The organism is Rothia uropygialis, assembly GCF_004137765.1.
Classification (GTDB): Bacteria; Actinomycetota; Actinomycetes; order Actinomycetales; family Micrococcaceae; genus Rothia.
Window position 1 is genome coordinate 224,898 of sequence record NZ_NOIS01000005.1, and the last position, 25,220, is coordinate 250,117.

The window sequence follows — 25,220 nt, forward strand, 5'->3', positions numbered from 1 at the left end:
GATCCGTACACATGGGTGTATCTTCTCCTGAAATATCTGGAGGTGGAGTGATTCTATTCTTCGCCTTCGGAGCGTTGCGAAAGCACCGCTTCGTACAGGTCTCGTTTGCTGACGTGGTGCGCGGCGGCCAGGTCGTTGACGGCCTGCTTGAGCCTCATGCCGCCCGCGACGAGTGCCTCAACCTCGTCGGTCAAGCTTTCAGGGCTTTCCGCCTCGGGCTCGGGAGCTCCTTCGACGACGACCGCGATTTCACCACGCACCTGATGCTCATCAGCCCACATGAACAGTTCTCCGAGGCTTCCGCGGACGACTTCTTCGTGAAGTTTGGTCAGTTCACGGGCGATCACTGCCCGTCGCTCGTCACCGAAGCTCTCGACCAGCGCACCGAGCATGGGCGCCAATCGGTGCGGGGCTTCATAGAAGACCATGGTTCGGCGCTCGGCTAGGAGTTCGGACAACCTGGCCCGGCGTTCGGAGACCTTTCGCGGGATGAACCCTTCGAAGACGAATCGATCCGATGGCAGGCCCGATACCGCGAGCGCGGAAAGGACCGCCGATGGTCCGGGAGCGCAGGAGACAGTGAGGCCCTCCTCCACGGCGCGCTCGACGACGCGGAACCCAGGATCGGAAACCGTGGGCATCCCGGCATCGGATATCAGAAGGACCGTCTGTCCCATGTGGACGGCGGTGACGAGCTCTTCTGCACGACGGATCTCGTTGTGCTCGTGGTTGGTGACGATGCGTCCGCTGACGGTGACCCCCAATCCGGAAGCGAGGGTTCTCAATCGCCGTGTGTCTTCGACTGCGACGACGTCCGCGCTGGCGAGATACTCCTTAAGTCGTTCGCTGGCGTCTTTAAGATTTCCAATCGGGGTCGCCGCGAGGACGAGCTTTCCGTCGTCGACAGGCCTAGGGGCTGGGGTGGTTTCCGGAGTCGAGTTCACTCATCCAGACTAACCGTTGCCGGCCCAGAGGTTGTCGTCGAACGCCGGTGCGGCCGGGTGGGTCCCTGGACATCCCGGCCCTGGTCCGCCGGAAGCTCGTAATGGGTCTTGCCCTTGATCTTCGGCACCGGCGTCGAGAACCGGTCGTAGACATGGCTGTGGTCTTCAAAACGATCTGAGGGGCTGCCGCAGAAAAATCCTCGTCGTAGACGTAAAAGGCCGGACCGCTAATGAATGGTCGACGGCCTCGATTCACGCGGCGAGCTCCTTCCCCGCGCAGCGCGTCAGCAAATCCGGCGTGTTCCCTGGCAATAGCTGCATCTATACCCCGGGCCCTCTCGCGTCCTGGCCTCGCCCTTCGGCCACGGAAGGACACCAACAGAAGCCGGAAAACACCCGAGGAAACTCGCCGTGACGGCCTGTCGAAAACCATAGGAGTACCCAGCGCTATAGACGTGTACACGGTGCGGCGCCGAGACGTGTCGGCGACTGATAGGTGTATCCGGCGGCCAGCACACCGCTGTCAGGTTCTGCCAGGCAACTTGTTCCCTGGCTTTGCGGCGGCTCCCGTAGCATAGGAAGAGTGAGAACCACCGATACAGCGACCCCGGATTCTGGCTCCAAGACCTCCTCGGCACGCCGTTACGGCAAGAGCGGCCCGAGGTTTTCGCCCGGCGCATTCCGGCTCGATGCACTCCTGGACCGCTTGCGCGTGGTGCCCGTGGCTCTGCCTCGGTATTGGTGGGTTGTCCCAGCCCTGGTGATGGCCCTGGCCGCGCTCCTGCGATTCACGAGCCTGGCGCATCCGAATGCCATGGCTTTCGATGAAACCTACTATGCCAAGGACGGCTATTCGCTGTTCCACTTCGGCCATGAAAGACAATGGTCCAAGGACGCGAATGCGTCGTTCATCGCAGGGAATCCGGTCCAGCCCTCCGAGCAAGCGGAATACGCGGTTCATCCCCCGCTCGGCAAATGGATGATTGCGCTCGGCATGCTGTTGTTCGGTGACGACAATCCATTGGGGTGGAGATTCGGGGCAGCACTGTTCGGAACGCTCTCGATCGCCGTGATCATGTGGGTCGGATGGATGATGTTCCGCTCGATCACGCTGTCCAGCATCGCCGGCTTCCTGATGGCCATCGATGGCCTTCACATCGTCCAATCCCGCCTCGCGCTTCTGGACATCTTCCTGATGTTCTGGTTGTTGCTCGCCTTCGCGTTCCTCGTGGCCGACCGGATATCCGCCCGGAGAAAACTCGCGCTCTTGGTGAGTCAGTCCCAGGGGCGGGGGCCTTCGCAGGCCCCATCGCCCGCATTTCTCAAGTACGGTCCGTGGCTAGGAGTCCGGTGGTGGCGGATAGCGGCGGGAATCTCTTGCGGTGCAGCGGTCGGGGTGAAATGGAACGCGCTCTTCTTCGTCGCGATCTTCGGAATCCTGACTGTCCTCTGGGATGTGTCGGCACGCAGGGTCGTGGGAATACGCAGTTGGTTCACCGGCGCGCTCCTCAAGGATTCCTGGCCGGCCGCGATATCGATCGTCGGAATCGGGTTGGTCACCTACTTGATCACGTGGACCGGATGGTTCGTCTCTTCGGATGGGTTCGACCGTCATTGGGCCGCGGAGCACCCGGGGGAAGGCGTCTCGTGGCTACCGCCCGCTTTGAGAAGTCTGTGGGCCTATCACGAACAGGCGTACAGCTTCCATACACACCTCGACTCACCTCACACCTACATGTCACCGGCGTGGCAGTGGCTGATCCTGGGAAGGCCGACCTCCTACTACTACGAGTCGTACGATTCCGGACAAGCCGGATGCGCGGCGTCGCGGTGTTCGGAAGCGATCCTCAACGTAGGCAACCCGTTGATCTGGTGGGCCGCGGCAGCAGCCATGCTGTTCGTGTTGATCTGGTGGATCATCAAGAGGGATTGGCGCATGGGGGCCATTTTCTTGGTGTTCGCGGTCAGTTACCTCCCGTGGTTCGCGTACCCGCATCGCACGACTTTCTACTTCTACGCCCTGTCCTTTTTGCCGTGGCTCATTCTCGGCTTGACGGCTGTACTGGGCCTGGGCCTCGGTCGACCGGGAGATTCCGTGCGACGCCGCCGACTCGGCTTGATCGTCGTCGGCGTCTTCCTGATCGCCGCATTGCTGATCACCAACTTTTTCTGGCCGATTTGGACAGGTCACATGATCCCGTATGACCACTGGCGGTGGCGTATGTGGTTCGATGCCTGGATCTAGTCCGAGGCTTTCCTTCCGCCGGAACAGGTGGAATGTGTGACCAAGCCCGCAGCCGAGGTTCCTCATGTCCCTGCCCACGCGGCAGCGACCATCCCCTAAGCGGTTTTATTCGTGTGCACCGGGACCATCGCACGGGTGGCGACGGCGGAGATATTCGAACGCGAGATGTCTCCTGAGTCTCCACACCGATATTCGCGAGTGCAGGTACGGCAACCCTCACAGGGTCCGGAGGCAGACTTCCTTGCCGTTTCCGACATCGAGGGATGCTCGGAACTCCGGTTCCCCCGCTGGGGGCCTAGGCTTCGGAACGCGCTCAGTACTCGCGATCCGGAAGAAGGCTAGCGGCTCAAACGCTCGCGAATTTCCTGGCGATCATGAGCCGCCTTGAGCGCCCGTTGCCGCCGGAAGGCGGTCGGCCATGCGCAGATGAGAAGCACGACGCTGACGAGGACGCTGAAGAGACCGATACCTATCGCCGAATCGACCCAGAACTGTTCCGGGAACAACCGGATCAAGCTGTCCGAGACTCGGAAGGCCCAGTTGCCTCCGGAGAAGAAGATCTCATGGAATCCCGTGAAAAATGATTCCCAGCCCAGCGCCCCGAGTATGCCGAGCAGTGCCAGTACGCCCAAGGTCAGCCACGCGCCCCAGAAAATGCTTTTACGGATCGCCCCCGGGGCTCGGAGACGGAGACCCTTCATGCAAAGTACCGCGATCAGTGAGAATACCGCGATGACGAGGATGGTCCACAGCATCACATGCTTGACGTCGGTCATGTGTGAGACTTCCGCCGGGGTGAAGACCTGGTCGCCGTCGGCAGTGACCACATCGGCCAAGTACCGGTCGGGTGCGAAATTCAGGATGTAGTTCAATCCGTAGGACCCGTAGGTCATTCTGTCGTCCGTGGAGAACCCGAAGGAATCCCCAGGGAACCCAGGGCGGTGGTATTCGAACCACAGGAAAACAGGAGTCGCAATCAACCGGACCCCGACCATCAACGTCGCCAAAGGAACCGCAACCGCGATGACGAATTGACGCAACCGCAAGGCCTTGGGTCGATCCTCCAGCGCCGCCTCGCGCGCGGAAGCCCGAGCGGTTTTCTCGTCCCTGTCTTGTGCACGAGCACCCGATCTCGAAGGCGCACTCATCGCGTCGGAACCCGTCACTGCCCCGCCCGATACGCCATGTGATGAGGCTGTCGACCCACCGCGCGATGGCTGTTCGGCTTCGGTCGTATCCGGCTCCGGAGAGGCCTTCTCCACGGAGGTTTTCGGAGCGAAGTCGGCTTTCACTGCTGGGAGGAGATTGTCCCAATCTTGCTGTGGAGACTCCGCCCAGGGAGTCTCGTGATCATCGGGGCGGGAAGGGACGGGCATGCTTCTCCTCACTCAGAATGCGGCGCCGGGCCGCGAAGTACGCCACGGGCCCAGGCTGAGCTGGGCTACCGTGACGTCATGCGGCCGGAATCACCAATTACCGTGCCAGCTGGTGTCCGTGTACTTCTCCCAGGGAATGTTCCAGTCACCGTATCCATTATCTGGATTGGCCTGGCCGTATCCGGTGTTCTGGGTTTCCACGATGTCGCCGACGGTGAAAGTGTCGAAAAAGAACAGTGCGTCATCGGGCAACAAACCGATGCAACCGTGGGAAATATTGGCCACGCCCACCGAGCTGTATGCCGAGGGCTCGGCCTGGTGCACGAATGCGCCGCTGGCCGTCAAACGGTTGGTGTTCGTGGCTTCGAAGGGCTCGTACCAGTGTTCGTCGCCCTTCTTCAGACCCAAAGTCTTGGCGTCGAATTTGTACTTCTTGGACTGCTCCATGATGACTAACTTGCCAGTCACGGACGGCCAGTCCTTGTCCCCCAAAGTCACCGGCGCCTCGCGCACAAGCTGGTCGTTGACGTACATCTTCATGGACTTGGTGTTGTTGTCCACGAAGGCATAATGCTTTTCCGCCGTGTTGAAGGTCACCTGGTAATTCTGGTTGCCGATCTGCCCGTTGCCCAGATTCTTGCCGAGAATATTCGCGTTGATGGTGACCTGCGAACCAGGTGCCCAGAGATCCTCCGGGCGATACCGGACCATGGTGTCCGAGTACCACCGGAAACGACCCGGACCGACGCCTCCGCCGGTCACGGTGATGGCTGCTTCGATATCAGCCTTATTGGTTACAGGCTCCGAGAAGTCGAACTGGATCACCTGACCCGTACCGTATGTCTTGCCGTCTCCCACATTGATCTTGGCGTCGGCTTCGTTGGCGGCGACGACGGTCGAGAATTTGCTGTTTCCCTCGTGTTTGGAAGGCCCCTTGGTCACGGTGTAGTTGACCGTGTACTGAGTATCGAATTCGAAGGGCCCCTGAGCAGTCCAGGTCAGACCGTCTTCCGAGACCTGGCCCTCGACGGTTTGGGAACCGCCTTCTATCGTTACTCGCTCGAGCCGGCCCTCATTCGTGGTCACGGTGACGGGATCCACAGGATTGACCTCTTCGGTATCGGCCGCAGGTTTGACAGTAACCTGAGGCGTGAAGTCATTCGACGACGATGCTGCACCCGGGCCTGATGACGATGACGGAGACGCACTCGAATCGTCGGTATTCGAACAGGCCGTGAGGATGGCCGCACTGAAGAGTCCGAGGGCGCCTCCTGCCACGGCTTTGCGGCGGGTCAGGCCGTGTGGTGTTCCTTCTCCCTGACCGACCAGGCCGCGAATTCTTCGGGGGCCGGCCGACCGATGGTTCTGTGGAGTCGGTTCGGTCACTATGCAGTATTCCTTCCAATGTGCGGCATCCAAGGGCAACCGCGTCCGCCGACGCGGACCTCAAGGCAATTATGCGCGCGGGCCGAGCCCGCGCAAGAAGTGAAGATTGGTGACGTTGTCCGGCGCCGCAGGTGATTCTTCCGGCTCCTGCTGCCGAGTCAATGCACCAGCGCTTTCCCCAGCCGGCGCGATCAGGGCATCGTCAACGTCCAAACGAACTATATCCCACCCTCGTGGGGCAGTGAGCCGTGCGGCGTGGAAGGAGCACATGTCGTACGCGTGAGGCTCGACTCGGGTCGCCAGCGGTCCGATAACCACGGTGGATTCCGAATACGCGTACGTCAGGGTATAGGTTGCCTCGCGATGACACATCATGCGCGAGCACATACGAATGTTCTCAGTCATGGGATCCCAAGATTAATACCGTCGGCTGGGAGGACGGTGTGCGTAGGCTAGCTGGCGCGTTTGCGCAGACGACGGCGTTCACGTTCGGACAGGCCGCCCCAGATACCAAATCTTTCGTCCTTGGCCAGCGCATAGTCCAGGCATGCTTCACTGACGGGGCATTCCGAGCACACGCGTTTGGCGTCACGGGTTGAACCGCCTTTTTCCGGGAAAAAAGCCTCCGGGTCGGTCTGGGCGCACAGTGCATCGGCCTGCCAGGCGAGTTCACCTTCTTCGTCATCCGTGCCATACTGACCGGCGGCTGCTTGCCACATCTTGAGGACGTCCGGGTCCGAGGAGAACAGGTCCACACGGTTCTCGTGGGAATCGTTCGACGGTCCGGTTTTCTTCTCGCGGTCCTCGGCCGCGGCGAGAAAAGCAGTCGCCTGGTCTTCCAGGGAGCCCATGGTCTCACGACCTCGGGCGGAAGGATCGGCAGGATCGACGTACCAGTCGACTGGAACGGAAGCATTGATACCCCTTCCATCGGAAGCGGATGATGTGCTCCGGCGCCGCACTGCTTCGCCCATGCTCGTCCTTCCCTGCGCTCCCTGCCGCGCGGTGGTTTTGAAAATTCCACTCATAATTACAACCGTGTAAGCCGCTGACGTCAAGCTCGAATGTGATTCAAAAGTCAAGGACCGAGGCTGTTTCCCAACTCGCGCCGCATGTCGCGTTCGTCTCACATGCCGGTAGACTCGGCCCATGACGCACACGCCCTCACCCCAGAATTTCGCGAATCTGGAGACATTCAGTCGTTTTCTCGCCTCGTCCTCGAGGCCGGCACTGATTTGGTACGGACCCGATGCCGAGCGGATCGAACTTTCGGGCAAGGTCACCGAAAACTGGATTGCCAAGTCGGCCAATCTCTTCGTGGACGAACTCGACGCCGCTCACGGGGACTCCTTGGATATTGCGGCACCTCCGCACTGGAGGAGTATAGCCGCGACCCTCGGCGCATTGCGCGCAGGATGCGTGGTGAATTCGGATAACGAGGCATCGACTTTCTGGCTCGGCTTCGACGTCGATGATCGCGCGGCGGAAGCGGAAACCGCGGTTTTCATGGCGCGCGGCGCACTGGCCATGAGCTACGACCAGGACGTCCAGCAGTGGCCGGATGATTCGATCGACTACTGCGCGGAAATCAGATCCTTCGGTGACCTTTTCGATCCGATCGATGCGGTCATGGGTTCGCACAGAATCGGCCGCGCCGTCGTGAACGGCACCTACCAGTCGGTGACACTCAACGAGTGGCTCGAACTCGCCTCGTCGTGGTGCGACCGGGTTGCCCAAACGGACGACGACCGCCAGGGCATCATGGTCGATTCGGGCAGCCAGCCCCTGAACTTGGATTTCTTGGCACAAGTTTGCGGGATCGTGGCGGCCGGGAAGGCACTCGTGCTGTTGGATGCCAGCGTTGTTCACCACGAGGAGCGACTTGCCACCATTGCCTCCGAGGAGAAGGCAGAATTCTTGGACTGAACAGGCGAGGTAAGTCTTAGGGCATCGGCGAGGAACCGGATGAGCCGCGCCCTCGCGAGCGCCGCACGACCTCGTCTGCGTCCAGGGTCCCCGTCACGATCTCGGTGGCCTCGGTGACGAATCTGCCGACTCGTTCTTCTCGCGTCATGTGAGCCTGCTCGTCCGAGATTTCGGCCTCGTTCTGTCCGCCGTAGACCCAGAATCGGTACGCGAAGTATCGAACGATCGTGCCCAAGACGGTGCCGACAATCGTTCCGGAGATGAATGAGGCCTCTTTCGAGGTCAGCCCCAAGATATAGAACGTGAACATCACGCAACCGGATTCGACGGCAATGCCGATGAGGTTGACGACCGCGAATTGAACGGCCTCTCGAACTTTGTTGTCCTGTCGCTTGTCGCGGAAAGTCCAGAGGCGGTTGACGATCCAGGAGAAGATGGTCGCCACGACACCGGCAATGAACTTCGCTTTGGCGTGCCCTTCGTCTTGGAACCAGGTGTTCATGAGCAGCAACGTGACAGACGCGTTGACGACAAAGGCCAACGCACCGACGATCCCGAACTTCAGGACCTCCTTGAGGAAGAGATCCCACAGCCCACGGACTTTCTCAGCAACGGTCGACACTCATACTCCACGACATCGGGTATAGGGGACGCCGCAGCGCCGCTCGCCTCCTGTTTCAGGTGGCGACCGCGGAAGGGCATATCCGATCACGAAGAATCATCGCTCGAGAAGAACCCCTACGGCTCAGAGCGAGTCTACCTGTGCGAGCCCCGATTCGAATGCACAAATCCACGAAATCTGTCACCGTGACCGAGATCAACGGGTAGCCTGAAAGGGTGATTTTTCCCAAAACTGGTCCCATTGTCGGTGTAGTAGGTGGCGGGCAGCTGGCCCGCATGATGGCGCCCGAGGCGAGTGAACTCGGTATCGAATTGCGTGTCCTCGCGGAATCGCCCGAGGTGTGTGCGGCGGCGGTCGTTCCGACGTCGCCCGTCGGCGATTACACGGACCTGAGCACTCTCCGGGAATTCGCACGGAGTGTCGACGTTCTGACCTTCGATCATGAACATGTCCCGACCGACCACCTTCGCACGCTCATTCGTGACGCCGTTGCGGTCCACCCGGGACCCGAGGCCCTCCTGCATGCGCAGGACAAGATCGAAATGCGCCGTGCCGTGGACCGCCTGGGTCTGCCCAACCCTCAGTGGGACGCCGTGAGGAACCCCGACGAGCTGCGCACGTTCGGCGAGAGAACCGGGTGGCCGGTTGTCCTCAAGACGCCTCGCGGTGGTTATGACGGCAAGGGGGTCATGCTTGTGGACCCGGAGGACGTCGGCTCTCCCGAGGTCGCGGACTGGTTTGCGAAGGCCAGTGACGCCGGTTGGACCGACGGCGCTCTTCTGGCCGAGGAAAAGGTCGAATTCTCGAGGGAACTCTCCGCGTTGGTCGCTCGCCGTCCCGGGGGCGAGACTTGTGCCTGGGACGTCGCGGAATCCATTCAGGTCGATTCCGTGTGTGATGAGGTCATCGTTCCCGCTCCGGAGATCGACTCTCAGACTGCCGACTCGGCCCAGCAAGCTGCTCTGCTCCTTGCATCCGAGCTCGGAGTCACCGGGGTCATGGCCGCTGAGCTCTTCGAAACCCCTGGTCGTGGCCCTGGCTTTCTGGTGAACGAACTGGCCATGCGCCCTCACAATTCGGGCCATTGGACTCAGGACGGATCGGTGACCAGTCAGTTCGAACAGCACCTCCGCGCCGTTCTGGATCTGCCTTTAGGCTCGACCGACCGTCTCGCTCAGGTAACCGTGATGAAGAACTTCCTGGGCGGAGAGAATCAGAATTTGTTCTCGGCGTATCCGGCCGTCATGGCCGAATATCCCGGAGCGAAAATCCACACCTACGGAAAGTCGGTGCGGCCGGGCCGCAAGGTCGGTCACATCAATGTGACCGGTCCGTCGGATGAGCTCACGCGCTTGCGTCAGGTTGCGCACGGCGCCGCTACCGGCATACGAGATTACCGAGCACAAGGTCAGGCCTAGGGGCCACACGGACTCATCAATCGTGAAGGAGCGCAAAATGAGCGATACGCAAGAGACCCCACTCGTCGGGTTGGTCATGGGATCCGATTCAGACTGGCCCACACTCGAGGCGGCGGCCGATGTTCTGGAGGACTTCGGCGTATCCTACGAGGCCCAGGTTGTTTCGGCACATCGAATGCCCGAAGAGATGATCGAATACGGCAAGAGCGCCGAAGAACGGGGGCTGCGTGTGATCATCGCGGGTGCCGGCGGTGCGGCGCATCTGCCAGGCATGCTGGCTTCGGTCACGTCACTGCCCGTAATCGGCGTTCCCGTTCAGCTCAAAACCCTCGACGGAATGGACTCTCTGCTCTCGATCGTTCAGATGCCGGCCGGGGTTCCCGTTGCGACGGTGTCAATCAATGGGGCCAAGAATGCTGGGTTGCTCGCGCTCCGGATCCTGGGTTCCGGCGATTCGCGCGACGCGCGGGAAATTCGCACGGAACTCGCGGAATTCGCAGAGAATCTCAAGCAGAGTGCGCAGGACAAGGGCGCTGCGTTGACCCAAAAAGTCGAGACCCGCCGCCAGGAGCGCGACGAAGCGGATTCCCCCTCGAGGCCCCGTCGACCGTCCGTTCCTGCCGAAGAACAAGTCGACGACCCGCCCGCCGGTTATGCACCGTAACCCTGGTAAACACTTTCAACTTCCCCAAATTCTCCGGCAAAGCCACGTGTTTTCGCTGGTCAAACTGTAGGATCGGGTTCGATCATGACTACTCCCCCAAGCAACCAGGATCCCTCCGACCACATCGAGGCCGCACGCGGACTGGACGAGCAGGCTGGCAGCTCGCGAATGACCGACCCCCTGCGCAATCCCCGCTCAGGCGGGGCCCTCACGCGCACCAAGCGGGCTTGGTTACTCCTGATTCTGACGACCATCATCCCAGGCTCGGCCCAGCTCGTTGCGGGTCACCGGAAGGTGGGGCGGATCGCCCTGACCGTGACGCTGACCGTGTGGGTTCTGCTCATTCTCCTGCTCCTCACATGGCTGATCCATCGCGCCTGGGTGATCGAGCTCGTCACGGGGCGTTACATGTCGCTCATCCTGGTCATCGTGCTTGTGGCCCTGGCGATCTTCTGGGCTTTCCTGTTCTTCGACACTTTGCGGTTGATTCGGCCCGTGCTCCTGGCCAAAGGGATGCGCCCCGCCGTGATCATCGGATTCGTGGTTCTGCTGTTCGTCACGGCCGGCGGTGTCGGGTACTCGGCGTATCTGGTGAACGTAGGACGCGGGGCCGTCAGCGGAATCTTTGCGTCCGGAGCGAAGATGAAACCCGTGGACGGCCGGTACAACTTCCTCCTCATGGGTGGCGACGCGGGTGATGATCGCGTCGGTCGACGCCCCGATTCGATGACGGTTTTCAGCGTTGATGCGAAGACCGGGCAAGCCGTGACGATCTCGTTGCCGCGCAATACGCAGAATGCCCAGTTCTCCAAGGATTCGCCGCTCTGGGACATCTACCCAGATGGTTACAACTGCGGCGACGAATGCATCCTCAATGCCCTGTACCCCGACGTCGCCAATGATCACAAAGACCTCTACCCGAATGCCGCCGACCCCGGAGCCGAGGCCATGAAGGACGCAGCGGAAGGCATCACGGGGCTCCCCATCCAGGCCTATGTGTTGGTGGACATGGACGGGTTCTCCAACCTCATCGACGCAATGGGCGGTATCGATATCAATGTCGGTGGACGCGTGCCGATCGGCGGCGGACACGACGAGATCACGGGCGAGCCGAACCCCATCGACGGATACATTGAGCCCGGCAAACAGCATCTCGACGGTTTCCATGCCCTCTGGTACGGACGATCCCGTGAGGGTGCTTCGGACTATGATCGTGAGGCGCGGCAGCGTTGCGTGCAATCTGCAATGCTCAAACAACTCGACCCAGGCACGCTTCTGACCCGTTTCCAGGACATCTCCGACGCCGGCCAGAAAATCATTGAAACCGATATCCCTGAGAACCAGCTTCCTAGCTTTGTGGACCTTGGTCTCAAGTCCAAGGATCACGACCTGATCCAGTACGGCATGGCGCCGCCTTACTTCGCAGAGGAATTTCCGACGTATCCGGATTTCGATAAGTTCCAGTCGTCGATTTCGAAGGTCATTCAGGATTCCAAGGACGGCACGACCCCGGATACCAAGGACGCGAACGCTCAGGCGGCTCCCGGAGGCGGGGCGAATCCTGTATCGGCTGTTTCGCCGCTTGCTGTGGCCCAGACGCTGGGCCTGAGCAGCCAGGACCGGACCAATGCGGCCCAGACCGATAATCTCGATGTACAGCTTGCCGCCGACCTCACCGAGAATGGCACCTGTTCAGTCCCCTAACTCCTAAGATGGGAAGAATGAGCACAATTCTGCAGTCCGATGCGTGGGCGAAATTTCAGCGCGATCTAGGCCATGAGGTATTCCAGAGATCAGGTGACGGTTACTCGTACCTCGCTACCTTGGAGGGCGGGCGTACAGGGCGTTACTTGTATTGCCCGTACGGGCCGATTGCCGATTCCGTGCAGGCCTTCACCCGAGCCCTCGAGGACCTCAAGCAGCTTGCCGCCAGCAAGAAGTGCCTGTTCATCCGTGTGGAACCGACCCTCGATGAGATGTTCCCCCAAGGTGCAGACCATTTCGAGGATCTTGAGAGCCGCGGAATGCATTTCGCACCCCGACAGGTTCAGCCGAGTCACACGTGGATGATTGATCTCACTCAGGACGAGGACGCGATCCTCAAGGGGATGAAATCCACCAACCGGAACCTCCACCGAAACATCCACAAAAAGGGAGTCAGCTTCGAGGAATCGCACGATCCTGCCGACATCGCAGTGCTGCTGAAGTATTTGAACCAGACGGCGGAGCGAGTGGGGTTCAACCGGCAGAAGGATGACTACCTGACGCAGGCCGCGAAGTCGCTCATGCCGCTCGGCGCAGCATCGGTGTACCTTGCTCGCGTCGATGGCGAGCCGATCGGCGCGGCGATGGTCTATGACTCCGAGGACACCCGAACCTACGCGCACGCATCCATGTCGTACGAGCACCGCAAACTCAGTGCCAATAACCCTTTGGTCTCGACCATGATGCTCGATGCCAAGAACAAGGGTCTGAGCCGTTTCGATATGTTCGGCATTGCGCCGGAGGGCGAGCCGAACCATCCGTGGGCGGGGTTCACCGGTTTCAAGAAATCATTCGGCGGCTACCCCGTGACGCTTCCGGGCACGTGGGACCTTCCGGTCAACAACCTGGCGTACAAGGCTTACCGGCTCGCGTACTCGGCCCGGGAAACCGGTCTCCCGAAGGCGAAGCGCCTTGCCTCTGCCGCGGCGGCTCGGTTGCGGAAGACGTTGAGCAGGTAGCCACCGCTCGTTGTGTTCCGCTCACAGGGTCTCTTCGGACCCCGGTGGGCAGACGGCTAGACCCCGAGACTGCCCAGCTCGACGATTCGGGCGAACGCGGCCTTGCCTCAACCTGCCCCCCCCCGGCACGAGCGATCGCGTGCCCTCGGCACTGGAGATGCCGTCGACCACCGGAGGATACCGGAACGGCCCGGGGACGAGGCGAAACGCTCGCGTCCCCGGGCCGTTGCGAAATATGAGCCGGAATTACCGCTGGTACTTATCCCATTTTTCGGCAATGTGCTCAGCTTCGACCATTCGCACGGTCCCGGACTTCGACCGCATGACGATCGACTGGGTGCTGATGCGGTCGCCGAAGTACCGAACGCCACGCAGCAAGTCTCCGTCGGTCACACCGGTTGCGGCGAAGAAGCAGTTGTCGCTCGTGACCAATTCGTTGGTGGTCAACACGGCGTCCAAGTTGTGGCCCGCGTCGAGTGCCTTCTGCTTTTCTTCGTCGTCCTTGGGCGCCAACCGACCCTGGATCACACCACCGGTAGCCTTGATAGCACAGGCCGCGACGATTCCTTCCGGGGTTCCGCCGGTTCCGAGCATCACATCCACTCCCGTGTTCTCGCGGCACGCTGCGATAGCGCCGGCGACGTCGCCGTCCAGGATCATGCGGGTACGTGCACCGGTTGCACGGACTTCTTCGACCAAGTCCGCATGGCGAGGCCGGTCAAGGATGCACACGGTGAGCTGGTTGATGCGCTTGCCCTTGGCCTTGGCCACCAGGTGGAGGTTTTGTTTGACGGGCAGGCGGAGATCGACGAGGTCAGCAGCCTCCGGGCCGGTCACCAACTTTTCCATGTAGAAAACGGCGGACGGATCGAACATCGAACCACCGTCGGCCACGGCGATGACCGACAACGCATTGTTCATACCGAGCGCCGTCAGGCGGGTTCCGTCAACGGGGTCGACCGCGACGTCGAGGGCCGGACCGTCCCCATCACCCAAGTGTTCCCCGTTGAACAACATGGGGGCTTCGTCTTTTTCACCTTCGCCGATCACCACGGTGCCGTTGAAATGCACGGTTGAAAGCATGTTGCGCATCGCATCAACGGCCGCACCGTCGGCCGAGTTCTTGTCCCCGGCCCCTACCCAGTTGCCGCCCGCGATCGCTGCGGCCTCGGTTACTCGAACCAGCTCGAGCGCTAGGTTGCGGTCTGCCTGGTTGTTCTGTTCGTTCGCTTCCGACACAGAGTTCCTCGCCTTCGAAGTTGTCGTCCGCGACGCACCGGCCTGTGGCGCGCCACGTGGTGTCCGTGGGCCTGTCTGCCCAACACGGGTGCTCTGCCCAGCTTACTTGCTCTGCCCGACACCGGCCTCAGGTCGCCCGATATGACGAAAGGTTGTCCCTGACGGACGCGGCCCTCATCCTTCGCGGGCCGAGCTCCCGTCTCTGGGTGCGACCGTGAAAGAGCCCGCGAGTTTCATGAGTCAGCTTTGAGCATCCCTCCGCCTGCGGCAGAATAGCCGGGTGAGCGAATCCAACAACGAGAATCCCGTAGATCCATCCGGCCAGCCTTCCTCGGGCGGGGACGGCACCGACGGTGACGAGTTGCCCGTCAAACCGCAGCTCACCGAGTCTCAGGCAAAACGTCTCAACACGCCCGTCCGGGCCATGGTTTTCTCGATGATCGCTCTCCTTCTCATTCTCCTCCCTTTCCTGTGGCTCGTACCCAGACCGGACAACCAGTCGTACCGGCCGGATGTGGATCTCACCAAGACCGCGCAGGAAGCCAGCGAAACCGCCGGATACGCCGTCGTCGCACCGCAGTTGGACGACTCCTGGCACGCGAATTTCGCGCGCTGGAATTCCGGTTCGGCGGACGGCGTGCCCTTCTGGGAGGCCGGATTCGTGACACCCTCCCAAGGTTTCATTACGGTCACCCAGACCGACAAGGCCAACCCGACGTGGATCTCGCAGAAGACCGACGGCGCCCCGGCCACGGGCAAGACGGATATTGACGGCGTCACATGGAGCACCCGCGTCAAACAGGACAAAAACGGTGGGAACGGGACCACCGCGTACGTCGGCGACGTCAACGGAACCACACTGATCCTCTCCGGCGATGCCGAACGGGACGAGTTCAAGGATCTGGCGCACCAGTCCATGGAGTCCCTCAAGAACGGCGATGCCACCTCTCCATCCCCAACAAGTTCCGCGCAAAACGGCTGACCAGGCCTAATATCGACTGGTGTCGTCCGCTCACGTTGGGCTGCATCAAGAAAATCCACGAAAGGGTACCGAACACATGTCTGAGAAGCCGGCACAAATCACTCCTCAAGAAGCGTGGAAGCGACTGGCGGACGGCAACGCCAGATTCGTTGCCGGCGAGTCCCACCACCCGAATCAGGACGCCGCCCGGCGAGAGTCCCTGGCCGGCGGGCAGAATCCCTTCGCCGTGATCTTCGGCTGCTCCGATTCCCGTCTCGCCGCGGAGATCATCTTCGACCTGGGCTTGGGCGACACCTTCGTCGTCCGGACCGCCGGCCAGGTGCTCAGCAACGCTTCCCTCGGTTCTCTCGAATACAGCATCACGGATCTGCAGGTTCCGCTCATGGTTGTGCTCGGCCACGACTCGTGCGGTGCGGTGACAGCCGCCAAGGATTCCTACGAGACCGGTGCCATGCCACCAGGCTTTGTGCGGAACCTGGTCGAAGAGATCATGCCGGCCGTCATAGAGACTCGTCGCAATTCCGATGAGGAAGACGTCACGCTGAACGAAATGGTCCGCACCAACACCCGGCAAGTCGCCGAGCGCATGATCGACCAGTCGAAAATCATCTCGAATGCCGTGGACGAGAACCGCACCGCGGTCATCGGCATGTTCTACCACCTCAGGGATGGGAAGGCCGAGCTCGTCTTCTCATCGCACGATCTTCAGTCCTAGAGCGGAAATAGAAGCACTCTCGGCCTAAACTGGCGGTATGGCTGAAAATACAGAATTCCGCATCGAACACGACACCATGGGCGAAGTCCGAGTACCGGTCAACGCCCTGTACAGCGCGCAGACCCAGCGCGCCGTCCAGAACTTCCCGATCTCGGGCAAAACCTTGGAGTCGGCGCACATCGCCGCTCTAGCGCGCGTCAAGAAGGCCGCGGCCCAGGCCAACCTGGAACTCGGCGTCCTCGACCAGGATCGGGCAGAGGCCATCCGCAGCGCTGCGGACGAGGTCATCGCGCACGAACACGACGAGGATTTTCCGATTGATGTGTTCCAGACCGGTTCCGGCACGTCCTCGAACATGAATACCAACGAAGTTCTTGCGACGTTGGCCTCTCGCGCACTCGAGGCCAAAGGCATCCAGGTTCATCCGAACGACCACGTCAATGCCTCGCAGTCCTCGAACGACGTTTTCCCGACCTCGGTGCACGTCGCCGTGACAGGGGCTTTGATCAATGACCTCAAACCTGCATTGGACCAATTGGCGACGTCGCTCGAGAACAAGGCCGAGGAGTTCAAGAATGTCGTCAAATCGGGACGGACCCATCTCATGGATGCGACGCCTGTGACCTTGGGTCAGGAATTCTCCGGCTACGCCGCACAGATCCGTTACGGCATCGAACGCATCGACGCCGCCCTCCCCCGCGTGGCCGAGGTTCCCTTGGGCGGGACGGCCGTGGGCACGGGAATCAACACCCCGGACGGGTTCTCCGCTCGCGTGATCGAATTGCTCGCGGAAGAAACAGGTCTTCCCTTGACCGAAGCACGCAATCACTTCGAAGCGCAGGCCAACCGCGACGGTCTGGTCGAAGCCTCCGGACAGTTGCGTACCATTGCATACTCGCTCATGAAGATGTGCAATGACATTCGGTGGATGGGCTCCGGCCCCAACACCGGTTTGGGTGAGCTGCGCATCCCCGATTTGCAGCCCGGCTCCTCGATCATGCCTGGCAAGGTCAACCCCGTCATCTGCGAGGCGGTGATCCAGGTTGCGGCTCAGGTCGTCGGCAACGACACCGCCGTCGCCCTGTCCTCGACCAACGGCGCTTTCGAGCTGAATGTGGGCATCCCGGTCATGGCCGCCAATTTGCTCGAGTCGATCCGGCTCCTGAGCAATTCCACGCGTGTGATGGCGGCGAAGATGATCGATGGTCTGGAGGCCAACGAAGAACGCGCCCGGTTCCTCGCCGAGGCGTCTCCCTCGACCGTGACTCCCATGAACAAGCTCATCGGTTACGAGGCCGCGGCCAAGATTGCCAAGCACGCCGTCGCCCACAAGACAACCGTGCGTGACGCAGTGATCGAGCTGGGTTATGTGGAGCGCGGTGAGGTTACGGAGGACCAGCTGGATGAAGCCCTTGATGTGACCAAGATGCTCGGAAACCACTAGGCTTTCGAACTACGCGCTTCGGTGCGCGTGACCGGGCCGGCGCCGTCGTGAACTTCCCGAATTTCCACGAGGACGCCGGCCCTTTTACGCCCAAAACCGGTGGCAAGAAAAGGCCCGCCCACCATGTAGCTGCACGTCACAGAGCATTTATTTGCACTCATCCATGACGAGTGCAAAAATACACTTTGTGACAGAAAGTGAATTTTTGCGAACCGAGACTCGTAACGAGGGACTCCGCGAGCGCAAGCGATTCGAGACTCGACGAGCAATCCACGAAGCCTGTTTGGACCTCGCGGAAGAAAACGGCTTCAGCGGATTCACTGTCGACGAGGCAGCAGCACGAGCGGGCATTTCGCGCCGCACCTTTTTCAATTATTTTGCGAACAAGGAAGACGCGATCTTCGACATCGAATCCGAGGACGTCCGAGAGATCTACCGCGAGAGGTATCTCGCGGGTGATTACCATTCCACGGACAGTTCCGTCGTCGGGGAAATCATCCGCATGTATGCCGACATTGAGCGCACTCGCTTGGACGGTTATCGACCCTCGCACATGCGACGCGTCCGAGGCATCCTCACCGAGAATCCGAAATTGATCGACCACTTCATCAAGAAGGCGGAAGCCAATTTCCAGGAACGTTCGGAAATCCTCAAACAGCGGCATCCGCATTTGTCGTCCGAAGAACGCATGATCGCGCTCAAGACCGTCGAGACGGTCCGCCACCTTTACATAGAGCATCTCGGAGAGTCCACGACGTATGGGCCGGAGAGACTCATCAAAACTTACGACGATGTCGCACGCATCGGGTTCAGCCCCGTGACGGACGCGTCGAGCACGACCCTACAGGAGACGAATTGACCAGTACCTCCGCGCAAGGCGCGGCCCCCGCGGCGGGCAAGAAGTCGCGGCGCAACCAGCAGCTTACTAACGCTGACGGTAAGTTTCTGCTGACCAAGCGAAGGATTTGGACCATCTTCGCGGCTCTCTTGGTCGCCATGTTCTTGGCGTCCATGGACCAGACAATCGTTTCGACGGCTCTGCCCACCATTGTCGGCGACCTCGGCGGCGTCGAGCACCAGACGTGGGTCACCACGGCCTATTTGCTGGCGTCAACCCTGGTCATGCCCATTTACGGCAAATTCGGTGACACCTTGGGGCGCCGAAACCTGTTCCTCATCGCGCTGGTGATTTTCACGGGCGCCTCCCTGGTCATCTCGTTGTCCACGAGTTTCTGGTTCTTCGTGATCTTCCGTGCGATTCAGGGCCTGGGCGGCGGTGGTCTGATGATTCTGGCCCAGGCGATCATCGGTGACATCATCCCCGCCAAGGAGCGCGGACGCTACATGGGTGTCATGGGATCCGTATTCGGCATGTCCGCCGTCATCGCCCCGCTGCTGGGCGGGTTCTTCGTGGACCACCTGACGTGGCAGTGGTGCTTCTATGTCAACGTTCCGCTCGGCGTCATCGCACTGATCGTCGCGATGGTGTTCCTGAAGCTGCCGTCCCACCGCCCGGAGCATCGAATCGATATCCTGGGCGTCATCTTCTTGTCGATTACCACGACCTGCCTGATCTTCTTCACCGATTTCGGCGGATCCGAAACCCACGGCTGGGACGCGATCGAGACCTGGATGTGGGGCGCCGGCGCGCTCCTGGCCGGCTTCGTCTTCGTGTTGACCGAGTCCAAGGCCAGTGACCCGATCATTCCACTCACCCTGTTCAAGAACCGGATCTTCATCATCGCGACGGCGATCGGATTCTTCCTGGGTATGTGTATGTTCGCGGCCCTCGCCTTCATCCCCACCTTCCTTCAGATGTCGACCGGGACGTCGGCCGCGGCATCGGGGCTGCTGATGTTGCCGATGATGGCGGGCCTGATGCTCACCTCGATCGTCTCGGGTAATTTGATTTCGAAGACCGGCAAGTACAAGGCCTACCCGCTCATCGGAACCCTGGTGACCTCGGCCGTGATGGTATGGATGACCTCTCTGACGGCCGATACCCCGGTATGGGTCATCTGCGCGATGCTCTTCAGCTTCGGCTTCGGCCTGGGCCTCATCATGCAGGTTGTCGTGCTGGTCGTCCAGAACTCGGTTCCCTTCACCCAGTTGGGTACGGCCACAAGTGCGAACAACTACTTCCGTGAGATGGGCTCCTCGGTTGGCGTCGCGATCTTCGGTGCAATGTTCACCTCGCAGCTATCGACGAAGCTCGGCGATCTGTTCACGTCGTTGCCGCCGGAAGCCGCGCAAGGGGCCGAAGGCGCCGGCGGGAACTCGGCTTCGTCCTTGACACCGCAGATGCTCAACGATATGCCTGATTTCCTGAGGGACGGCGTGGTTCGTGCGTACGCGGAGTCATTGGCACCCGTATTCTGGTATCTCCTGCCCTTCATGGCCTTGGCATTCGTCCTCGCGTTCTTCCTCAAAGAAATTCCGCTCCGTTCGGTCTCCGGAATGGTCGCCAGGGGCGAAGCGATCGACGGCGAAGAAGCAGAAGTTGCCTACCAGGGGCTGATGACGGGTAGTTTCCCCGTCGTTTCGACCAACACCGCCTCGACCTCGGCTGGTGCGACCGAGGGGTCCGAAACCTCGAATCCCTCCGCGGACGAAACCGTCAAGGGATACAGGGGACGTCACGCCGCGCGAGTCGACCCGGAGGAGGAGGCCGCCGTGCACCAGTCCACCGAACGCTAGGAAACACCCGCAAAACCGCGGAAATGTTCCGCACAACACTATTCCGCCCCGCCTTCTTTGTGATTCGACCCTCAAGAAGGCCTGGGGCGGAATAGTCTGTTTAAAGGCCTAGTTGAAGTAAGTAGAAGCGTGATTGAGTTAGGTCGAATCCGATCGACAAAGAATCGAGGAACATTGAAACTCGCAGAACAGATCGTGAAGCAACTGGTCGAGGCCGGCGTACACCGCATCTACGGCATTGTCGGTGACTCCCTCAACCCCATCGTGGACGCCGTGCGCGCCACAGGCGGCGCCAAGAAGGGCGGCATCGACTGGGTGCATGTCCGGCACGAAGAAGCTGCCGCATTCGCCGCGGGCGCCGAAGCCCAGCTGACCGGTGAACTCGCCGTGTGTGCCGGTTCCTGCGGTCCGGGCAACCTCCACCTGATCAACGGGCTGTTTGATGCGAACCGCTCCCAGGCCCCCGTCCTTGCCATCGCCTCACAGATCCCCAGTGTTCAGATCGGCCAGGGTTACTTCCAGGAGACCCATCCCGACCGCCTGTTCGAGCAGTGCAGCGTCTACAACGAGCTGGTCTCCACGACTGACCAGGCCCCGCGTGTTTTCTCGACCGCGATCCGCTACGCGGTCGGCCAGTCCGGAGTTTCCGTGGTGACTCTCCCGGGCGACCTCGCGGATGAAGACGCCACCGCAGAAGCACCGGAAATCGGCAACCTCCGCCGCTCCCCGAAGGTTCCTTCGGATGCGACGATTAGCGAGTTCGCCACCGAGATCAACAACGCCAACAAGGTTGCTCTGTTCGTCGGTGCCGGTGCCAAGGGCGCCCACGACGTCGTCGTCGAATTGGCCGACAAGATCGCGGCCCCCATCGGGCACTCCCTGCGCGGCAAGGACTTCATTCAGTACGACAACCCGTTCGACGTCGGCATGACGGGTCTGCTGGGCTACGGTGCCGCCGCGGAAGGCATTCACGACGCCGATCTGATGATTATGCTCGGCACGGACTTCCCGTACGACCAGTTCCTGCCGGATACCAAGACCATCCAGGTCGACATCGCACCCGAGCACATGGGCCGACGCACCAACGTGGATCTCCAGATCGAAGGCAGCGTCCTGGAGACGCTGGAGAAGCTGCTCCCCGCGGTGGATCGCAAGACGGATCGAAAGTTCCTGGAGAAGTTGCTCAAGCGGCACGACACCATCATGAACAAGGCCGTCGGCGCCTACACGCGCAACGTGGAGAAGCACAAGCCGATCCACCCGGAGTACGCTGCTTCCCTGCTGGACCAGGTCGCCGACAGGGACGCGATCTTCACCGCAGATACCGGCATGTGCAACGTCTGGTCCGCTCGGTACATCAACCCGCTCGGAACCCGGCGCTTGATCGGCTCCTACCTGCACGGGTCAATGGCCAACGCATTGCCACAGGCCGTGGGCGCACAGGTGGCCTTCCCGGACCGTCAGGTCATTTCGATGTCGGGTGACGGCGGTCTCTCGATGCTCATGGGCGAACTCGCGACCGCCTCGATGTACCAGTTGCCGCTGAACATCGTGGTGTTCAACAACTCGACACTTGGCATGGTCAAGATGGAGATGATGGTCGATGGTCTGCAGGACTACGGCGTCGACGTCCCCGACATCAACTACGCCGACGTGGCCAAGGCGATGGGTTTCCACGCGATTCGCGTGACCGATCCCCGGAAGCTGCAAAAAGCCTACGAAGACGCCCTCGCATACAACGGCCCGAGCGTCGTGGAGGTCATCACGGATCCGCTGGCCCTCTCGGTTCCCCCGCAGATCAACAACAGCATGGTCTTCGGCTTCGCGACCGCGATGTCCAAGATCGTGTTCAACCGCGGCGCGGGTGAGGCCGTTTCGATGGCTCGGTCGAATATGCGCAACATCAATGCACTGAGGTAGTAACCGACCTCACATAACAGCGTTGCGTGAAAAAGACTCTCTCTGAGACAGCCTTTTTCACGCAACGCTTTTGTCGTTCACGGCTCGAGGCCCTCCAGGGAAAACTCTGTACGGCCGGTGAATTCGGAGGCCGTTCGAATCCGGTAACGCATCCGCTCGCTCATCTCCGGGAGGTCATCGAAGTCGGCCCATGCGACTTCCGTGGATTCCTCGTCGTTCACGCGGGCCGTTCCGGAAACGTAGCGGCATCGGAAAGTCAGATCGAGGAACTGAGCTCGGTCTCCATTGGTGAATGTCTGCGGCGGGTTGGCCTTGACCGATGCGAGGCCTTCGACTTCAATCACGACGCCGGCTTCTTCCTCGGCCTCGCGGATGGCCGTTACCGCGGGTTCTTCTCCCGGATCCACGATTCCGGTGATGGGGGTCCAGGCGCCGTTGTCCGAGCGGCGGCACAAAAGGACACGACCTCGCTCATCAAAAATCACGGCCGTCACTCCAGGCATCCACAATGGGTCATGTCCGATTTTCTCGCGCAGTGACAGGATGAAGTCCGGTGTGGGCATGTGGGCTTGCTCCTTCTGGAGACGACGTCGACATCAGCACCCACCTTACTCGCGGGCGTTCACACCATGCTTTCGGGCAAGGCCAACCATGCCGCGGCCGAGCAGCCACCCATCCATGGGCCCAGGGCGACGTGGCCACGGGGCTCAATCCTCCGCAGCACGAGCAGAAACAACGCCCACAGGCCGCACGCGCCGAAAGTCAGCACAATGCCCGCAACCGCGTGAGGAACCGATACAAAGCCGCACGCCCCACCGAGCAGCGGCGCCAACCTGATATCTCCACGCCCGACGGATCGCGGGGACAGCAAGCGCATGGCCGCATAAACCCCTCCTGTCAGCAGAGCGCCGAAGACCGACGTAATCATCCGATCGGCCTCGTCCGCACACCAGGCGGCGGTGGAGAGCCCACCGCCCAAGACGGGGTATAGAGGCCGGACTATGCGCCGCGGAAGGAGGTGCTCATGGGCGTCGATCCAGCTCAACCGTCCGATGGCGAGCACGTAGAGCCCAATGCAGAGGCCGCCGGTCGCTCCGGCGACGATGCCTGGGCCGCCTCTGCCCCACCATGTGCAGATCACATCGATCATCGACTGCTCTAGGATCCGAAGCGGCGCTGCCGTCCAGCGTAGTCCCTCAAAGCGCGCAGGAAATCAACGCGGCGGAAATCAGGCCAGAGGGCTTCACAGAAATAGAATTCGCTGTAGGCCGACTGCCAGACCATGAACCCGGAGAGCCTCTGCTCGCCCGAGGTGCGAATCACCAGGTCGGGATCGGGCTGGCCCCTCGTGTAGAGATAGCTCGAAATGTCGTCCGCGGTGAGCCCTTCTGCGACGTCGGCGATATCGCGGCCGGCGTGGACGGCGTCGCTCAGCAATTCCCGAACGGCATCGACGATCTCTTGGCGTCCGCCATACCCGACAGCAATATTCACGTGCAGTCCGTCCACGTCAGCGGTCTGTTCCGTGACATTCGCGACCGTCTCCGGCAGCCCCTCGGGAAGCAGATTCAGAGCCCCTACAGGTTGCAGACGCGCGATTCGGCTCTTGCCAAGCTCATGCAGGAGGTCGTCAATGACACCGATGAGGTCCCCCAGTTCGGAGGCCGGCCGCTTCAGGTTCTCGGTCGAAAGCATATAGAGGGTCACGACGTTGATTCCGAGCTCGCGGCACCATCCGAGGAATTCTATGATGCGCTCGGCGCCCTTCTGGTGACCGTGTTTGGTGGTTTGGCCCATGAGGGCAGCCCAACGGCGGTTCCCGTCCACCATGACACCGACATGGTGGGGCAAGCGTTCGGAAGGTATTGAAGCCGCCAGATTGCGCTCGTACACGCTGTACAGAGGCTTGACTAGCTTCATGATGTTCCTTTGACCCGAGAGGTTTGTATGGCAGATCCCGACGTCGTGCAGCAACCGACCAGAGATCCTTTGTGGCTTAACCGTACCTTCTCTCGCCCCTGACCGATGTGCACGTCCACAGTCACACAGGCGCTTCACGATGCACCCTAATAGACTTCACATGAACCGCCCGCGCTCGAGAGGACCCCAACGCATGAGCTCGCACTCAAACCGACAAGGACCTACCGGAAGACCCAGGCCGGCCAGCGGTAACGCGGATTCACACCACCAGAGGCCGTTCGGGAAGAATTCCGGCCCTGCCGCTCGTGCGGCAACAGCAAAGGCTGAGGACGTCGCCACTGCGGCGGCGGACCGCTTTCACGACGTTCTGGAACGCAAACCCCTGTGGCGGGGATGGATTCACTCGTCCTTCGCACCCCTGGCCTTCGCGGCAGGGATCGTCCTGATTGTCCTGGCCGGAGGCGGTGCGCGCTCGGCTGCTTGCGCCGTCTTCGGATTGACCAGCGTCGTGCTCTTCTCCGTTTCCGGGATGTACCACCGCGCGTACTGGCAGGACAGGGCACGGATGACTTTCAAGAGGTTAGATCACTCCAACATTTCTCTGGTCATCGCGGGAACGTATACGCCGTTGGCGCTGACGTTGTTGGACCAGCCGCGGACCGCAATCCTGCTCTGGAGCGTTTGGGCCTGCGCGCTCTTGCTCATCGCCTTCCGGGTTTTCTGGACCGGAGCACCGCGCATGCTCTACACACCGTTGTACGTGGTTATGGGGCTCATGGCCCTGTTCTACATGGCCGATTTCTGGTCGGTCAGTCCCGTAGCGACGATCCTCATCTGCTTGGGTGGAGTTTTCTACATCGTCGGGGCGGCCTTCTACGCTCTCAAACGACCCGTGCTCTCACCTCAAGTCTTCGGGTTCCACGAGCTATTTCATGTCTGCACGATCCTCGGCTTCGCGTGCCACTACATCGCGGTAGTCTTCTCGATCTACGTATGAGC

Annotated in this window: 23 protein-coding genes; 13 read left to right on the forward strand and 10 right to left on the reverse strand. The window is 61.0% G+C overall.

The annotated features are described in order from the left end of the window. Positions 1 to 53: 53 nt before the first annotated feature. Positions 54 to 944, reverse strand: a complete 891-nt coding sequence (gene rsmI, locus EWV35_RS12115; RefSeq protein ID WP_129662252.1) for a 16S rRNA (cytidine(1402)-2'-O)-methyltransferase — start codon at positions 942 to 944, stop codon at positions 54 to 56. 583 nt (positions 945 to 1,527) lie between these two features. Here rsmI and EWV35_RS12120 point away from each other — a divergent pair. Further along, positions 1,528 to 3,189 carry a dolichyl-phosphate-mannose--protein mannosyltransferase gene (locus EWV35_RS12120; RefSeq protein ID WP_238654484.1) on the forward strand — a complete coding sequence of 554 codons (1,662 nt, stop codon included), beginning with the start codon at positions 1,528 to 1,530 and terminating at the stop codon, positions 3,187 to 3,189. 338 nt (positions 3,190 to 3,527) lie between these two features. On the opposite strand, the gene EWV35_RS12125 is transcribed toward EWV35_RS12120, so the two are convergent. The 4 genes from EWV35_RS12125 to EWV35_RS13550 form a co-directional block, all read right to left on the reverse strand. Next, positions 3,528 to 4,565, reverse strand: coding sequence for a TIGR01906 family membrane protein (locus EWV35_RS12125; RefSeq protein ID WP_238654485.1), 1,038 nt, complete (start codon positions 4,563 to 4,565; stop codon positions 3,528 to 3,530). Positions 4,566 to 4,655: 90 nt separating this feature from the next. After that, entirely contained in the window at positions 4,656 to 5,951 is a 1,296-nt protein-coding gene (locus EWV35_RS12130) for a L,D-transpeptidase (RefSeq protein WP_129662253.1), read from the reverse strand. Positions 5,952 to 6,020: 69 nt separating this feature from the next. Then, positions 6,021 to 6,356: a DUF3499 family protein gene (locus EWV35_RS12135; protein WP_129662254.1), complete on the reverse strand. Its 336-nt coding sequence runs from the start codon at positions 6,354 to 6,356 to the stop codon at positions 6,021 to 6,023. 47 nt (positions 6,357 to 6,403) lie between these two features. Then, positions 6,404 to 6,925 carry a WhiB family transcriptional regulator gene (locus EWV35_RS13550; protein WP_129662255.1) on the reverse strand — a complete coding sequence of 174 codons (522 nt, stop codon included), beginning with the start codon at positions 6,923 to 6,925 and terminating at the stop codon, positions 6,404 to 6,406. Between the two features lie 175 nt (positions 6,926 to 7,100). Between EWV35_RS13550 and EWV35_RS12145 the strand changes: the two genes are divergently transcribed. Next, on the forward strand, positions 7,101 to 7,877 hold the full coding sequence (locus EWV35_RS12145; protein ID WP_129662256.1) for a TIGR03089 family protein: 777 nt from the start codon (positions 7,101 to 7,103) through the stop codon (positions 7,875 to 7,877). A 16-nt stretch (positions 7,878 to 7,893) separates the two neighbouring features. Here EWV35_RS12145 and EWV35_RS12150 read toward each other — a convergent pair whose 3' ends face one another. Beyond that, positions 7,894 to 8,499: a GtrA family protein gene (locus EWV35_RS12150; protein WP_129662257.1), complete on the reverse strand. Its 606-nt coding sequence runs from the start codon at positions 8,497 to 8,499 to the stop codon at positions 7,894 to 7,896. Between the two features lie 275 nt (positions 8,500 to 8,774). Between EWV35_RS12150 and EWV35_RS12155 the strand changes: the two genes are divergently transcribed. The 4 genes from EWV35_RS12155 to EWV35_RS12170 all read left to right on the forward strand — a co-directional run bounded on the left by EWV35_RS12155 (position 8,775) and on the right by EWV35_RS12170 (position 13,304). After that, the gene (locus EWV35_RS12155) at positions 8,775 to 9,917 is read left to right on the forward strand and encodes a 5-(carboxyamino)imidazole ribonucleotide synthase (RefSeq protein WP_238654526.1); all 1,143 of its coding nucleotides are present in this window, start codon (positions 8,775 to 8,777) and stop codon (positions 9,915 to 9,917) included. 37 nt (positions 9,918 to 9,954) lie between these two features. Beyond that, the gene (gene purE / locus EWV35_RS12160) at positions 9,955 to 10,581 is read left to right on the forward strand and encodes a 5-(carboxyamino)imidazole ribonucleotide mutase (protein ID WP_129662259.1); all 627 of its coding nucleotides are present in this window, start codon (positions 9,955 to 9,957) and stop codon (positions 10,579 to 10,581) included. Positions 10,582 to 10,665: 84 nt separating this feature from the next. Beyond that, positions 10,666 to 12,285, forward strand: a complete 1,620-nt coding sequence (locus tag EWV35_RS12165; RefSeq protein ID WP_129662260.1) for an LCP family protein — start codon at positions 10,666 to 10,668, stop codon at positions 12,283 to 12,285. A gap of 17 nt (positions 12,286 to 12,302) precedes the next feature. Beyond that, positions 12,303 to 13,304 carry a lipid II:glycine glycyltransferase FemX gene (locus EWV35_RS12170; protein WP_129662261.1) on the forward strand — a complete coding sequence of 334 codons (1,002 nt, stop codon included), beginning with the start codon at positions 12,303 to 12,305 and terminating at the stop codon, positions 13,302 to 13,304. A 246-nt stretch (positions 13,305 to 13,550) separates the two neighbouring features. On the opposite strand, the gene glpX is transcribed toward EWV35_RS12170, so the two are convergent. Then, positions 13,551 to 14,543, reverse strand: a complete 993-nt coding sequence (gene glpX, locus EWV35_RS12175; RefSeq protein ID WP_129662262.1) for a class II fructose-bisphosphatase — start codon at positions 14,541 to 14,543, stop codon at positions 13,551 to 13,553. 280 nt (positions 14,544 to 14,823) lie between these two features. Between glpX and EWV35_RS12180 the strand changes: the two genes are divergently transcribed. The 6 genes from EWV35_RS12180 (at position 14,824) to EWV35_RS12205 (ending at position 22,301) form a co-directional block, all read left to right on the forward strand. After that, the gene (locus tag EWV35_RS12180) at positions 14,824 to 15,525 is read left to right on the forward strand and encodes a DUF4245 domain-containing protein (protein WP_129662263.1); all 702 of its coding nucleotides are present in this window, start codon (positions 14,824 to 14,826) and stop codon (positions 15,523 to 15,525) included. 76 nt (positions 15,526 to 15,601) lie between these two features. Next, positions 15,602 to 16,240 carry a carbonic anhydrase gene (locus EWV35_RS12185; protein WP_129662264.1) on the forward strand — a complete coding sequence of 213 codons (639 nt, stop codon included), beginning with the start codon at positions 15,602 to 15,604 and terminating at the stop codon, positions 16,238 to 16,240. A 37-nt stretch (positions 16,241 to 16,277) separates the two neighbouring features. Beyond that, complete coding sequence (locus tag EWV35_RS12190; RefSeq protein WP_129662265.1) at positions 16,278 to 17,684, forward strand: class II fumarate hydratase; 1,407 nt, start codon at positions 16,278 to 16,280, stop codon at positions 17,682 to 17,684. Between the two features lie 187 nt (positions 17,685 to 17,871). Continuing rightward, complete coding sequence (locus EWV35_RS12195) at positions 17,872 to 18,543, forward strand: TetR/AcrR family transcriptional regulator (RefSeq protein ID WP_238654487.1); 672 nt, start codon at positions 17,872 to 17,874, stop codon at positions 18,541 to 18,543. An 86-nt stretch (positions 18,544 to 18,629) separates the two neighbouring features. After that, positions 18,630 to 20,381, forward strand: coding sequence for an MDR family MFS transporter (locus EWV35_RS12200; protein WP_238654528.1), 1,752 nt, complete (start codon positions 18,630 to 18,632; stop codon positions 20,379 to 20,381). A gap of 174 nt (positions 20,382 to 20,555) precedes the next feature. After that, positions 20,556 to 22,301: a pyruvate dehydrogenase gene (locus tag EWV35_RS12205; RefSeq protein ID WP_129662267.1), complete on the forward strand. Its 1,746-nt coding sequence runs from the start codon at positions 20,556 to 20,558 to the stop codon at positions 22,299 to 22,301. Between the two features lie 77 nt (positions 22,302 to 22,378). Here the strand turns inward: EWV35_RS12205 and EWV35_RS12210 are convergent, their stop codons facing one another. Genes EWV35_RS12210 through EWV35_RS12220 form a run of 3 tightly spaced genes read right to left on the reverse strand, consistent with a single transcriptional unit; the run spans position 22,379 to position 24,221 of the window. Beyond that, positions 22,379 to 22,864, reverse strand: coding sequence for an NUDIX hydrolase (locus EWV35_RS12210; RefSeq protein WP_129662268.1), 486 nt, complete (start codon positions 22,862 to 22,864; stop codon positions 22,379 to 22,381). Between the two features lie 59 nt (positions 22,865 to 22,923). Then, on the reverse strand, positions 22,924 to 23,451 hold the full coding sequence (locus tag EWV35_RS12215; protein WP_129662269.1) for a prepilin peptidase: 528 nt from the start codon (positions 23,449 to 23,451) through the stop codon (positions 22,924 to 22,926). Positions 23,452 to 23,459: 8 nt separating this feature from the next. Then, positions 23,460 to 24,221, reverse strand: a complete 762-nt coding sequence (locus EWV35_RS12220) for an isoprenyl transferase (RefSeq protein WP_129662270.1) — start codon at positions 24,219 to 24,221, stop codon at positions 23,460 to 23,462. Between the two features lie 193 nt (positions 24,222 to 24,414). On the opposite strand from EWV35_RS12220, the gene trhA reads away from it, so the two are divergent. After that, positions 24,415 to 25,218 carry a PAQR family membrane homeostasis protein TrhA gene (gene trhA, locus EWV35_RS12225; RefSeq protein ID WP_129662271.1) on the forward strand — a complete coding sequence of 268 codons (804 nt, stop codon included), beginning with the start codon at positions 24,415 to 24,417 and terminating at the stop codon, positions 25,216 to 25,218. Positions 25,219 to 25,220: the final 2 nt, after the last annotated feature.